The following is a 12,624-nucleotide window of genomic DNA, read 5'->3' on the forward strand; positions in this document are numbered from 1 at the left end:
AACTCTAGCGCTCGGCGAAGACGGGGGCTCCGTCGATGCTGTGCGCGTTGCGGGTCGCCCGGTAGTGCTCGCGCTGTTCGGGGGTCTTGTGGTCCCAGAACTGGACGAGCAGGTCGCGGTCGCCCTCGTACGACATCAGCGGCACGCCGTAGCCGCACGAGTCCGACACCCGGGTGACGTCGATCACGACGATGCTGCGCAGGCCGACGTGCGGCGGGGCCGGGAACCGCGCGATCAGCTCGGCGGCCCGCGGGTCCTCGGCGAGCACCGCCTCGCCCTGCCCGTGCAGGCGGTAGATCTTGGGCGGCCCGTCGAACGCGCACACCATCAGCACGATGCGGCCGTTGTCGCGCAGGTGGGCCATGGTCTCGATGCCGGAGCCGCCGTACTCGTAGTAGGCCACCTGGTGCGGGCCGAGCACCGCGAACGAGTCGGTCAGGCCCTTGGGGGAGACGTTGACGTGGCCATCCGGGTCGGACGGCGCGGTCGCCACGAAGAAGACCCGCTGCGCCAGCAGGAAGTCACGGATCCGGTCGTCGATCAGCTCGTACACCTTGCCCATGCCGCGACGCTACCCCGCTCGGAGCCCCTCCGCCGCCCCGCACCACCTGACGGGACACCGCCCCGCCCCGCCCTGAATGGACGCTGGCCTGTCGCATCGACTCAGACGAGATCGAAGTCGATGTGACAGGCCGCGTCGATAGAAAACCGGCGGCGGCCGGCGAGAACGGATCCGGTCAGACGGTCGCGAAGAACTCCGCGCGGTTGGCGCGGGCGTGGCGGACCTGGGTGGCCGCGTTGACCAGTGCCAGGAACAGCGCGTTGGTCGCCATGTCCTCCGGGTGCCACTGCACGCCGACCGCGAACGGGTGGTCCGGGTGCTCGACCGCCTCGATCATGTCGTCGGTCGTGCACCAGCCCGTCGGCACCAGCCGCCCCGGGTCTTTGACGGCCTGGTGGTGGTACGAGTTCACGACCGCCTCCGGCCCGTACAGCTCCCGCAGCCGCGAGCCGGTGGCGAAGTTCACGGGATGCTCGGCGTACACCTTCGTCGGCCCCGTCGTGGAGTGCTGCCCCGTGCCCGGCACGTCGGGCAGGTGCTGGTGCAGCCGCCCGCCGCTGGCCACGGTCATCACCTGCATACCCCGGCACACGCCGAGCAGCGGCAGGCCGGTCTTCAGGGCGACGCGCACCAGCGGCAGCTCGCCCGCGTCGCGCAGCGGGCTGGTGTACACCTTCGGGTGCGGCGTCTCGCCGTAGCGGGCCGGTTCCACGTCGGCCCCGCCCGCCACGATCAGGCCGTCGAGGCCGTCGAGGACCTCCACGCCGCCGTCGGGCTGCGGGGGCACCAGCACGGGCCGCCCGCCGGCCTGGGTCACCTGCTCCACATAGGCCCAGGGCACCAGCGCGGCGCGGGTGTCGTGAACGAGGAATCGGGCGGCTTCCACATAGGTGGTGATACCGATCAACGGTCTGGTCACATCGCTCACAACGGCGTCACATAGGCCCCGGTAATGCCCCCGTCCACGACGAACTGGGAGGCGGTGATGAATGAGGAGTCGTCGCTGGCGAGAAACGCTACCGCCGCGGCGATTTCGGCGGGCTCGGCGAACCGGCCCATCGGCACATGGACGAGTCGGCGAGCGGCCCGTTCCGGATCCTTCGCGAACAGCTCCATCAGCAGCGGAGTGGCGACCGGGCCGGGGCACAGCGCGTTGACGCGCACTCCCTGCCGGGCGAACTGCACGCCCAGCTCACGGCTCATCGCGAGCACGCCGCCCTTGCTGGCGGTGTAAGCGATCTGACTGGTGGCCGCGCCCATCAGGGCGACGAAGCTGGCCGTGTTGATGATGGAGCCCTTGCCCTGGGCGAGCATGTGCGGCAGGGCGTACTTGCAGCACAGGTAGACGCTCGTGGTGTTGACCCGCAGCACCCGCTCCCAGGCGTCGAGCCCGGTGTCGAGGATCGAGTCGTCGTCGGGCGGGGAGATGCCCGCGTTGTTGAACGCGATGTCGACCCGGCCGCGGCGGGCCGCCACGCCGTCGAACAGTTCGCGCACCTGCTCTTCGTCGGAGACGTCGCACTGCACGAACTCGCCGCCGACCTCCTCGGCGATCTTCTTGCCGGCCTCCTCCGCGAGGTCGACGGCGACGACGTACGCGCCCTCGGACGCGAACCGCCGCGCCGTGGCCGCGCCGATGCCGCTGGCCGCCCCGCTGATGACCGCCACCCGGTCCTGCAACCGCCCCATGCCCTGCCTCTGCCTGCCTTTCGCTGTCCGATGACCGGTGGCGCCCGCGACCCGTGCTTACAGCGTGCGGGATGCGGGCGGGGCACCGCTGGTTTTTCACTCGGTGGAGATGAAGACGTTCTTCGTTTCGGTGAACGCCAGCGGGGCGTCCGGCCCCAGCTCGCGGCCCAGTCCGGACTGCTTGGCCCCGCCGAACGGGGTCCAGTAACGCACCGAGGAGTGGGAGTTGACGCTGAGCACCCCCGCCTCGACGCCCCGGGCCAGCCGCAGCGCGCGGCCCACGTCCCGGGTCCAGATCGATCCGGACAGGCCGTACTCGGTGTCGTTGGCCAGCCGCAGCGCCTCGTCCTCGCCGTCGAACGGGAGCACGGACAGCACCGGCCCGAACACCTCCTCGCGCCAGTGCCGCTCATCGGGGTCGCGCGCCGCCAGCACCGTCGCGGGGTGCCAGAAACCGGCCCCAGCGGGCGCGTCGCCGCGCATCAGCACGTCCGCGCCGGCCACGTAACCGGCGACCCGGGCGCGCTGCTCGGCGGTGATCAGCGGGCCCATGCCGGTGGCCGGGTCCATCGGGTCGCCGCAGCGCCAGGCCGCGACGTGCGGCTCCAGCAGGGCCAGGAAGTCGTCGTACACCTCGCGCTGGACGAGCAGGCGGGAGCGGGCGCAGCAGTCCTGCCCGGCGTTGTCGAACACGGCCCCGGGCAGCGCGGCGGCGGCCCTGTCCAGATCCGCGTCGGCGAACAGCAGGGTGGAGCTCTTGCCGCCGAGCTCCAGGGTCACCCGGGTCAGGTCGGCGGCGCAGGCGGCCATGATCTGGCGGCCCACCTCGACGGACCCGGTGAAGCAGATCTTGCGTACGCCCGGATGGGTCACCAGGGCCTGCCCGGTGACCTCGCCGTGGCCCGGCAGGACGGTCAGCACGCCCTCGGGCAGCCCCGCCTCCAGTGCCAGCTCGGCCAGGCGCAGCGCGGTCAGCGGCGTCGTCTCGGCCGGTTTCACGATCACGGTGTTGCCCGCGGCCAGCGCCGGGGCGAAGCCCCACGCCGCGATCGGCATCGGGAAGTTCCACGGCACGATCACCCCGACCACCCCCAGCGGCTCGTGGAACGTCACGTCCACGCCGCCCGCGACGGGGATCTGCCGCCCGCACAGCCGCTCCGGCGCGCCCGCGTAGTAGTCGAGCAGGTCGCGTACGTTGCCGGCCTCCCAGCGGGCGTTGCCGACGGTGTGCCCGGCGTTGCGCACCTCCAGCAGCGCCAGCTCCTCGACGTGCGCGTCGACCACGGCCGCGAAGCGGCGCAGCAACCGGGCCCGGTCGCCCGGGGAGACCTGCCGCCAGCTATCGAACGCCTTCGCGGCGGCCCGCACCGCCGTGTCCACCCCGGTCGCGTCGACCGGCTCCACCGAGGTGATCAGCTCCTCGGTGACCGGGTTGATGATCTTCACAGCCGCTCGAACCCCCGCACCAGTTCCCAGTCCGTCACCGCGGCGTCGTACGCGGCCAGCTCCACCTGCGCGGCGTGCCCGTAGTGCTCCACCACCTCGTCACCGAACGCCTCCCGAGCCACCGCGCTCGACTCCCAGCGCAGCAGCGCGTCGCGCAGCGTGGCGGGCATCCGGGCGGCCGACGGGTCGGCGTACGCGTTGCCGGTGAACATGGGCTCCAGCGGCAGCTCGTGGTCCATGCCGTGCAGCGCCCCGGCCACCAGCGCCGCGATCGCCAGGTACGGGTTCACGTCCCCGCCCGGCGAGCGGTGCTCCACCCGCAGCGAGTGGTCGTGGCCGACCAGGCGCAGCGCGCAGGTGCGGTTGTCGCGACCCCAGCGCAGCGCCGTCGGCGCGAACGAGCCCGCCTGGTAGCGCTTGTACGAGTTGATGTTCGGGGCGTACAGCACGCTCATCTCGGCCGTCGTCGCCAGCAGTCCGGCCAGCACCCGCTCGCCGAGCGGGCTCAACCGGTCGTGGTCGGCCATCACCGGCCTGCCGTCGGCGTCGCGCAGCGAGAAGTGGATGTGGCACGAGTTGCCCTCGCGCTGGTTCGGCTTGGCCATGAACGTCAGCGACATGCCCTGCGCGGCGGCGATCTCCTTGGCCCCGTGCTTGTAGATGCTGTGCTGGTCGGCCGTCTTCAGCGCCTCGGCGTACCGGAAGGCGATCTCGTGCTGGCCCAGGTTGCACTCGCCCTTGGCGCTCTCCGGGGCCAGCCCTGCCCCGGCCATGCCCAGCCGGATCGCCCGCAGCAGCGGCTCCACCCGGGACGTGCCCAGCAGCGAGTAGTCCACGTTGTAGCCATTGGCCGGGGTCAGCCCCTGGTAGCGCTTGGCCGCCGCCTGCTCGTAGGTGTCGGCGTAGACCACGAACTCCAGCTCGGTCCCGATGTACGCGGTCAGCCCGCGCTCGGCCAGCCGGTCCAGCTGCCGCCGCAGGATCTGCCGCGGCGACTGGACCACCGGACTCGCGTCGTGCCACAGCACGTCGGACATCACCAGCACCGTGCCGGGCAGCCACGGGATCGGGCGCAGCGTGTCCAGGTCAGGCCGCAGCACGAAGTCGCCATACCCCTGCGACCAGCCGGAGACGGCGTACCCGTCCACCGGGGTCATCTCCACGTCCACCGCGAGCAGGTAGTTGCACGCCTCGCTGCCGTGCCCGACGACCTCGTCCAGGAAATACGCCGCGTGCAGCCGCTTGCCCTGCAGGCGTCCCTGCATGTCCGTCATGGCCAGCAACACCGTGTCGATGTCGCCCGCCTCCACCATCGCGCGCAGGCGCTCCACCGACCACATGCACACAAGGTCTACCGCCCGCACCCACCTACGTCAACAAACCCGAATGCATCGCTGCTCGTGGCGGGGCACGCAAAGTTGTGACGGACCCCTTCCGTTCGGGGGTCGCAGCGGGTACCACTGACCAGATGGGAGCGAGCGCACGGGCGGTGATCATCGGGGGCGGCGTGGTCGGCTGCTCCCTGGCATACCACCTCGGCCGGGCCGGGTGGCGCGACACCGTGCTGCTGGAGCAGCACGAGCTCACCGAGGGCAGCACCTGGCACACCGCCGGGTTCGTGACCTCCATGCGCGGACCGGACGGGCCCGGCTGGCATGCGCGGCTGGCCGGATACCTGCCCGCGCTGGCGGCCATGCTGCGCGCCGAGACCGGCCACGACCCGGGCTGGCGTCCGGTCGGCGGGCTGCGGCTCGCACTGAGCCACACCCACGTCGACGAGCTGCGCCGGCTGGCCCGCCGCGCCGACGAGCTGGGCGTGCCCCTGGAGCTGCACGGCGCGTCGGCGATCATGAACCGGGTCCCGCGGCTCGACCTGTCCGACGTGCAGGCCGCCGCCTGGCTGCCCGGCGAGGGCTTCGTGCGCCCGAAGGACTTCGTGAACGCGCTGGTCGCGGGGGCCGTCGCGCACGGGGTCAGCATCCGCACCGGGGTGCGGGTCACCGGCATCGATACCACCGGCGGGCAGGTCCGCGCGGTGCACACCAGCGACGGCGTCATCGAGACCCCGCTCGTGATCAACGCGGCGGGCGCGGCGGCGGGAGCCGTCGGGGCGATGGCCGGCGTCGTGGTGCCGGTCGTGCCGATCCTGCACCAGTACGGCGTCAGCGAGGTGCTGCACCCCGCCCTCGACCCGGACGCCACCCCCACCTGCCGGATCCCCGAGCAGTCGCTCTACCTGCGGGCCGCCAACGGCTGCGTCATCGTCGGCGGCAGCCGCCCCGACCCGGTGCCCGCCTGGCCGGCCGGCGACGCCGAACCCCTGGCCAAGGCCCGTGAAATGGCGGCACCCGACGAGGCGGCGTTCGCCCCGCTGTGGCAACTGGCCGGCGAGCGGATGCCGGAACTGCGCCGCACCAAGCTCGCGAAGATCATGCACGGGGTCGAGGCGTTCACTCCCGACGGCGTCCCGCTGGCGGGCCGCTCCGCGCTGCCCGGCCTGTGGATCGCGGCCGGGTTCGGCCTGCACGGCATGGCCCTGTCCGGCGGCATCGGCCGCCACCTGGCCGAGTGGATCACATCAGGCACCCCGAGCTGGGAACTCGACGCCCTGCTCCCCGAACGCTTCGGCGCCCCCGCCGCCAACCGCGACTGGACCACCTCCCGCGCCCTCGACACCCTCCGCCGCTGACCCCGCCTTGCCCGAAGGAAGGGCACCTTCCCATCGCCATACGTAGAGGAAGGTGCCCTTATTAACGCCGAGCCCGCGCCGCGTGCCGTCGACGGCGGAAGAGATCGCTGGTTGAGGTCAAAACCTGCGGTCTGACCACAGATCATGACCGGAACCAGCGATCACCATCGCCGTCACCGGCGGCAGGTGCGGCGGGGTCACTCCGTCGACGGCTTGGCGGCCGGGGCGGCGGCGGGGCCAGGGCTGGCGACGGTGCTGGCCAGCTGCTCCCAGATCATGCCGGTCTGGTGGGCCAGCGCGCCGACCACGGCGGGCACGACGGGCAGCAGCCAGTCGGCGACCCAGCCGTGGTGGGCCAGGTTGAGCACGACGATCGCGGCCACCGCGCCGCCCACACCGTGCGCGCTCGCCCGCCAGGCCGCCCGCCCGGAGTGGGAGATCGCGGCACGGCGGGCGGCCTTGTCGCTGAGGTTGGGAAAGCCGGACAGCGCCTTGGCGTCGCGGCGGCCGAAGTTGAAGCCCGACACGGCGAGCGTGACCGCGCAGCCGGTGACCACCGCGGCGAGGGTGTTGCGGGTCAGCAGCATCAGCAGGGCGGCGGACGCGCCGCCGGTGCCGACGGCGACCACGGCGCGGATCCACTCCTGCTTCTCTCCGGGATACCAGTAGTACTTCGTGGTGGTGTCAGAGAGCTGTTTTACGATCCGCCCCATAGGGGTAGTCACCTCGCCGGCCGTCACAATCGGTCAGCCACTATCGTTACTTAACGTAGTTAGCTAGGTGCGCAAAGTCACGAAAATGGTCGTGGCTTCGGCGTGGCGCGCCGTCGGCCGGACCGTCAGAACAGGACGGTCGCGAACGCGCCCACCTGCCGGAAGCCCAGCCGCTGGTACACCCGGCGGGCCGGGGTGTTGAAGTCGTTGACGTACAGGCTCACCGTCGGCGCGACCCGGCGCAGCGCATCGCGCACCACGGCCGCCATGCCGGCTATCGCGAAGCCGCGCCCGCGCCAGGACGGGTCCACCCAGACCCCCTGCACCTGCGCGGTATGCCGGGTCACCACCGCCAGCTCGGCCTTGAACACCACCGTGCCGTCGACGATCCGGGCGTACGACCGCCCCGCCTTCACCAGCTCCGCCACGCGCCCGCGATAACCCCGTCCGCCGTCGTCGCCCAGCGGCGACACCCCGACCTCCTCGGTGTACATCGCCACCGAGGCCGGGAAGACGAGATCGACCTCGTCGGGCCGCACCTGGCGCACCAGCGGATCGGCCGCCACCGCGGGCGGGTTCTCCACGACGAGCAGCGGCTGGTCGGCGCGCACCGTGCGTTCGGGACCCCACGCGGGCCGCAGCAGGTCCCACAGGCCGAGGACCGCCCCGGACTCCCCGACCAGCGACGCGCACACCCGCGGCTGCCCGGAGACCATCTCGGCGAACGCGGCCACGGCGGCGGCGTCAGCGCCCACCGGGGAGACCTGCCCGCCCGACCAGAGCACCGCCTCCGGCTGCCGGCGGCTGCCGTAGCCGTAGAGCCGCCCGTCGGCACGCCAACCCAGCCCGCGGATCGCCACCCGCTCAGCCACCTGCGCCGCCGCGATCGGATACGCCGCCAGCAGGCGTTCCACTGCGGCGCGGTCAGCTTCGGCCAGCTGCCGCACCGGAAGGGTGAGCATGACCACAGCCTAATGAGATCCGCGCGGCCCGCCAGTGGTATCCCCGGTAAAGCAGGTTGTCGCCGACACGTTGCCGATATATCGTAAACACATCGCTGATACGTCAGCGATAGTCAAAGAGATCCGCACCAGCGGACGACACGATGAGGAGAGCCGGACATGTTCCGACGACACCACGGACACGACATGCACGAACACGGCCACGGGCACGGCCACGACCCGCGCCTGTTCGCCTTCGGCCCGATGCGGCCGCCGTTCGGCCCCGGCGGCTTCGGCCACGGGCGCGGACACGGCCGGGGACGCGGCCGCCGCGGCAACACCCGCGCGGCGGTGCTGGGCCTGCTCCTGGAGCGCCCGATGCACGGCTACGAGATGATCTCCGAACTGGAGACCCGCACCGGCGGCGTCTGGCGCCCGAGCCCCGGCTCGATCTACCCCACCCTCCAGCTGCTGGAAGACGAGGGCCTGATCGTCAGCGAGGAGACCGGCGGCCGCAAACGCTTCACCCTCACCGAAACCGGCCGCACCGAGGCGGAGCGCGCCGGCGAGTCCGGCCACGGCCGCCCCTGGCAGGACTTCGACGCCGAGCACATCGCCCAGTCCCAGGAGTTCCGCGAGGCCGGCTTCGCCATCATGTCCGCCCTGCGCCAGGTGGCCATGACCGGCACCCCCGCCCAACGCCAGCAAGCCCTGGAAACCCTCCAGGACACCAAGCGCAAGCTCTACTCGATCCTCGCCTCATGACCCGCGCCGCCCCCACCATCGCGACGATCTTGCGCGAACGGTGGGGACGACACACTCCCGCCGGTCAGATCGGTAACAGTTCACGCGAGATCGTCGCGATCTTGGCCGATGGGGAGAGATGCGAGAAAGGCCCCGTTCCTGAGGAACGGGGCCTTTCTCGGGGTTCAGCGGGTCAGTGGACCGTGACCACCGCGGGGGTGGGCTCGTCGTCGCCGAGCGGGTCGATGCCCATGTCGGCGGCGATCTTCATGGCCTCTTCGACCAGGGTTTCGACGATCAACGACTCGGGCACGGTCTTGATGACCTGGCCCTTGACGAAGATCTGGCCCTTGCCGTTGCCGGAGGCGACGCCGAGGTCGGCCTCGCGGGCCTCGCCGGGGCCGTTGACGACGCAGCCCATGACGGCGACCCGCAGCGGTGCCGGGAAGCCCTCCAGAGCCGCGGTGACCTGCTCGGCGAGGGTGTACACGTCCACCTGGGCGCGGCCGCAGGACGGGCACGACACGATCTCCAGGCCGCGCTCCTTGAGGTTCAGGGCCTCCAGGATCGCGGTGCCGACCTTGATCTCCTCGACCGGCGGGGCGGACAGCGACACCCGGATGGTGTCACCGATGCCCTCGGCCAGCAGCGCGCCGAACGCGACCGCCGACTTCACGGTGCCCTGGAACGCCGGGCCCGCCTCGGTCACACCCAGGTGCAGCGGGTAGTCGCACTGCTGCGCGAGCAGCCGGTACGCCTTGATCATCACTACCGGGTCGTTGTGCTTGACACTGATCTTGATGTCCCGGAAGCCGTGCTCCTCGAACAGCGAGCACTCCCACAGCGCCGACTCGACCAGCGCCTCCGCGGTGGGCTTGCCGTACTTCTCCAGCAGGCGCTTGTCCAGCGAGCCCGCGTTCACGCCGATACGGATCGGCACACCGGCCGCCGAGGCCGCCGCGGCGATCTCCTTGACCTTGTCGTCGAACTGCCGGATGTTGCCCGGGTTCACCCGCACCGCCGCGCAGCCCGCGTCGATCGCCGCGAACACGTACTTCGGCTGGAAGTGGATGTCGGCGATCACCGGGATCGGCGACTTGCGGGCGATCGCGGGCAGCGCCTCGACGTCGTCCTGGGAGGGCACGGCCACCCGCACGATCTGGCAGCCGGAAGCGGTGAGCTCCGCGATCTGCTGCAGGGTCGCGTTGACGTCGGAGGTCAGGGTGGTCGTCATCGACTGCACGCTGACCGGGGCTCCGCCGCCGACCGGCACGCTGCCGACCATGATCTGTCGGCTCTTGCGCCGCGGCGCGAGCGGCGCGGGGGGAGCTGCCGGCATACCCAGGTTGATCGCAGTCACAGCACACTCACTTGTAGATCGAGATGGGGTTGACGAGGTCCGCGGTGACGGTCAGCAGGGTGAACGCACCGAAGATCAGGATGACCGTATAGGTCAGAGGCATCAGCTTGAAGTAGTCGACCCGGCCCGGGTCGGGCTTGTGCAACCGCGCGTACACCCATGAACGAATTCTCTCGAACCAGGCGATGAACAGGTGTCCCCCGTCCAGGGGAAGCAGCGGCAGCAGGTTGAAGATGCCGATGAACAGGTTGAACGCGATGAACAGCCCGACGAACATGCTCCACGCGCCCTCGTTCACCGCCTCGCCGCCCAGCAGGCTGATGCCCACCACGCTGATCGGGGTGTTCGGGTCGCGCTTCTCGCCGCCGATGGCCGAGAACAGCGCCGGAATGCGCTTCGGGAACTCCTTGAGCGCCTCGAACGTCGCGCCGACCATGGTCCCGGCGTACTGTGCGCTGGCGCCGACGGCCTCACCGGGGCCGTACTTGACCAGGTAGGGAACGGTCGCGTCGAGGCCGACACCGATCGCGGCGACCTTCTGCACGCTGCCGTCGGTCATCTCCCGCTCGACCGCCGCCGGTGTCACCTGCAGCGTCTGCGGCGAGCCGTCGCGCAGCACCGTCATCGTGGCGGCCTGGCCGACGCCCAGCGGGCGGATCTGCTTGATCGCCTCACCCCAGTTGGCCACCGCGGTGCCGTTCACGGCGATCAGCTTGTCGCCGTCGCGCAGGCCGGCCTGGCTGGCCGGGCTCGCCGGGTCCTTCGCCTCACAGGCGCGCAGCGGCAGGGCGGTCACCACGCACGGCTGCACCTTCAGCACGGCCGGCTGGCCGGCGCTGGGCTCCTTGCTGGGCAGGTCCGGGTTGGGCAGGCCGGAGAAGACCGCCAGGCCCCAGATCGCGACAGCGGCCAGGATGAAGTGCACGATCGAACCCGCCGACATCACGATCGAGCGCTTCCACACCGGGAAGCGCCACATCGCCTTGGGGTCGTCGGCGTCCTCGTCCTGCGGCGTCATGCCGACGATCTTGACGAACCCGCCGAGCGGGATGCCCTTGATGCCGTACTCGGTCTCGCCGCGGCGGAACGACCACAGAGTGGGACCGAAACCCACGAAATACCGGGTCACCTTCATGCCGAAGGCCTTCGCCGTGCCCATGTGGCCGGCTTCGTGCAGGCTTACGGAGATCAGGATGACAAGCGCGAAGAGGGCGATCCCCAGGGCGTTCATCAGGCGCTCTTCTCCTTGATCAGGTCATGCGCGCGCGTGCGCGCCCAGTGCTCCGCGGCGAGCACGTCCTCGACGGTACCCGGTTCGTCATAGTCGGGCGCACCGTCGAGGATCTCCCCCACGGTGTCGACGATGGCCAGGAACGGCAGACGGCCCGCTGTGAAAGCCGCCACACACTCCTCGTTCGCGGCGTTGTAGATCGCCGGCCGGCAGCGCCCGGCCCGGCCCGCGGCCTTGGCCAGCTCCACCGCCGGGAAGGCCTCGTTGTCCAGCGGGCGCAGCTCCCAGTTGTGCGCGAGTGTCCAGTCGACCGGCGCGGCCGCCTCGGGCACCCGGTCGGGCCAGCCCAGCGCCAGCGCGATCGGCAGCCGCATGTCCGGCGGGCTGGCCTGGGCCAGCGTCGAGCCGTCGGTGAACTCGACCAGGGAGTGCAGCACCGACTGCGGGTGCACCATCACCTCGATGTCGTCGTACGCCACGTCGAACAGCTCGTGCGCCTCGATCACCTCAAGGCCCTTGTTCACCAGCGTCGCCGAGTTGATCGTCACCACCGGGCCCATGTCCCAGGTCGGGTGCTTGAGCGCCTCCTCGACGGTGACCGCGCCCAGTTCCTCGCGACGGCGGCCGCGGAACGCGCCCCCGCTCGCGGTCAGGATCAGCTTGCGCACCTCGGCCCGGGTGCCGCCGCGCAGGCACTGCGCCAGCGCCGAGTGCTCGCTGTCCACCGGCACGATCTGCCCCGGCTTGGCCACGGCCCGCACCAGCGGCCCACCCGCCACCAGCGACTCCTTGTTGGCCAGCGCCAGGATGCGCCCCGCCCGCAGCGCGGCCAGCGTCGGCGCCAGCCCCAGCGAGCCGACCACGCCGTTGAGCACGATGTCCGCCGGCCACTCGGCCAGCTCCGTCATCGCCTGCGGCCCGGCCAGGATCTTCGGCAGCTTGAAGTCGCCCGACGACCACCCGCGGCGCTGCGCCTCGGCGTAGAACGCCAGCTGCAGGTCCTGCGCGGCGGTGGACTTGGCCACCCCGACCGCCTCGACGCCCAGCTCCAGCGCCTGCTGCGCCAGCAGGGCCACGTTGCCGCCGCCCGCGCCCAGCGCCACGACCCGGAACCGGTCCGGATTGCGGCGCACGATGTCTATGGCCTGGGTGCCGATCGACCCGGTGGAGCCGAGCAGCACGATCTCGCGGGGGATCATGCCTTCATTCTCGCCGACTCCCGTTCACCGGTGTTCAGCCGGGCCCTACG

General features: G+C 71.4%; 12 protein-coding genes. 2 read left to right on the forward strand and 10 right to left on the reverse strand.

The features are described 5' to 3' along the window. Positions 1 to 4 precede the first annotated feature (4 nt). The 5 genes from AB0B35_RS14185 to AB0B35_RS14205 all read right to left on the reverse strand — a co-directional run bounded on the left by AB0B35_RS14185 (position 5) and on the right by AB0B35_RS14205 (position 5,037). Positions 5 to 562: a pyridoxamine 5'-phosphate oxidase family protein gene (locus AB0B35_RS14185; protein WP_360540976.1), complete on the reverse strand. Its 558-nt coding sequence runs from the start codon at positions 560 to 562 to the stop codon at positions 5 to 7. Positions 563 to 737: 175 nt separating this feature from the next. After that, complete coding sequence (locus tag AB0B35_RS14190) at positions 738 to 1,481, reverse strand: gamma-glutamyl-gamma-aminobutyrate hydrolase family protein (protein ID WP_361044884.1); 744 nt, start codon at positions 1,479 to 1,481, stop codon at positions 738 to 740. Between the two features lie 5 nt (positions 1,482 to 1,486). Then, positions 1,487 to 2,251, reverse strand: a complete 765-nt coding sequence (locus AB0B35_RS14195) for a 3-oxoacyl-ACP reductase (protein ID WP_166386873.1) — start codon at positions 2,249 to 2,251, stop codon at positions 1,487 to 1,489. Between the two features lie 96 nt (positions 2,252 to 2,347). Beyond that, entirely contained in the window at positions 2,348 to 3,691 is a 1,344-nt protein-coding gene (locus tag AB0B35_RS14200) for an aldehyde dehydrogenase family protein (RefSeq protein WP_361044970.1), read from the reverse strand. A gap of 2 nt (positions 3,692 to 3,693) precedes the next feature. Continuing rightward, positions 3,694 to 5,037: a glutamine synthetase family protein gene (locus tag AB0B35_RS14205; protein WP_361044887.1), complete on the reverse strand. Its 1,344-nt coding sequence runs from the start codon at positions 5,035 to 5,037 to the stop codon at positions 3,694 to 3,696. 128 nt (positions 5,038 to 5,165) lie between these two features. Here AB0B35_RS14205 and AB0B35_RS14210 point away from each other — a divergent pair, with 128 nt between their 5' ends. Further along, positions 5,166 to 6,386 (forward strand): FAD-binding oxidoreductase, encoded by a 1,221-nt coding sequence (locus AB0B35_RS14210; RefSeq protein WP_361044890.1) that lies wholly within the window; start codon positions 5,166 to 5,168, stop codon positions 6,384 to 6,386. A 197-nt stretch (positions 6,387 to 6,583) separates the two neighbouring features. Here AB0B35_RS14210 and AB0B35_RS14215 read toward each other — a convergent pair whose 3' ends face one another. Together AB0B35_RS14215 and AB0B35_RS14220 are read right to left on the reverse strand one after the other, a co-directional pair. Beyond that, a complete protein-coding gene (locus tag AB0B35_RS14215) occupies positions 6,584 to 7,099 on the reverse strand; it encodes a hypothetical protein (RefSeq protein WP_360540966.1) in 516 nt (171 codons plus the stop codon). 125 nt (positions 7,100 to 7,224) lie between these two features. Then, positions 7,225 to 8,061 carry a GNAT family N-acetyltransferase gene (locus tag AB0B35_RS14220; RefSeq protein WP_361044894.1) on the reverse strand — a complete coding sequence of 279 codons (837 nt, stop codon included), beginning with the start codon at positions 8,059 to 8,061 and terminating at the stop codon, positions 7,225 to 7,227. A gap of 159 nt (positions 8,062 to 8,220) precedes the next feature. On the opposite strand from AB0B35_RS14220, the gene AB0B35_RS14225 reads away from it, so the two are divergent. Beyond that, positions 8,221 to 8,805, forward strand: coding sequence for a PadR family transcriptional regulator (locus AB0B35_RS14225; protein WP_361044897.1), 585 nt, complete (start codon positions 8,221 to 8,223; stop codon positions 8,803 to 8,805). 172 nt (positions 8,806 to 8,977) lie between these two features. Here AB0B35_RS14225 and ispG read toward each other — a convergent pair whose 3' ends face one another. Genes ispG through dxr form a run of 3 tightly spaced genes read right to left on the reverse strand, consistent with a single transcriptional unit; the run spans position 8,978 to position 12,556 of the window. Further along, on the reverse strand, positions 8,978 to 10,144 hold the full coding sequence (gene ispG / locus AB0B35_RS14230) for a flavodoxin-dependent (E)-4-hydroxy-3-methylbut-2-enyl-diphosphate synthase (protein WP_361044900.1): 1,167 nt from the start codon (positions 10,142 to 10,144) through the stop codon (positions 8,978 to 8,980). Positions 10,145 to 10,151: 7 nt separating this feature from the next. Beyond that, a complete protein-coding gene (locus tag AB0B35_RS14235) occupies positions 10,152 to 11,378 on the reverse strand; it encodes a site-2 protease family protein (protein WP_361044973.1) in 1,227 nt (408 codons plus the stop codon). After that, a complete protein-coding gene (gene dxr, locus AB0B35_RS14240; protein WP_360541001.1) occupies positions 11,375 to 12,556 on the reverse strand; it encodes a 1-deoxy-D-xylulose-5-phosphate reductoisomerase in 1,182 nt (393 codons plus the stop codon). The genes AB0B35_RS14235 and dxr overlap by 4 nt, the downstream gene beginning before the upstream one ends. Between the last annotated feature and the right edge of the window lie 68 nt (positions 12,557 to 12,624).

The sequence above is a fragment of the Catellatospora sp. NPDC049133 genome (genome assembly GCF_040648455.1).
Taxonomy (GTDB): domain Bacteria; phylum Actinomycetota; class Actinomycetes; order Mycobacteriales; family Micromonosporaceae; genus Catellatospora; species Catellatospora aurea.

Bases quoted from the DNA above. Each gene is read 5' to 3' on its own strand.
- AB0B35_RS14185 (WP_360540976.1), bottom strand. From the start codon at position 562: ATGGGCAAGGTGTACGAGCTGATCGACGACCGGATCCGTGACTTCCTG.
- AB0B35_RS14195 (WP_166386873.1), bottom strand. From the start codon at position 2,251: ATGGGGCGGTTGCAGGACCGGGTGGCGGTCATCAGCGGGGCGGCCAGC.
- AB0B35_RS14205 (WP_361044887.1), bottom strand. From the start codon at position 5,037: ATGTGGTCGGTGGAGCGCCTGCGCGCGATGGTGGAGGCGGGCGACATC.
- AB0B35_RS14210 (WP_361044890.1), top strand. From the start codon at position 5,166: ATGGGAGCGAGCGCACGGGCGGTGATCATCGGGGGCGGCGTGGTCGGC.
- AB0B35_RS14215 (WP_360540966.1), bottom strand. From the start codon at position 7,099: ATGGGGCGGATCGTAAAACAGCTCTCTGACACCACCACGAAGTACTAC.
- AB0B35_RS14220 (WP_361044894.1), bottom strand. From the start codon at position 8,061: ATGCTCACCCTTCCGGTGCGGCAGCTGGCCGAAGCTGACCGCGCCGCA.
- AB0B35_RS14225 (WP_361044897.1), top strand. From the start codon at position 8,221: ATGTTCCGACGACACCACGGACACGACATGCACGAACACGGCCACGGG.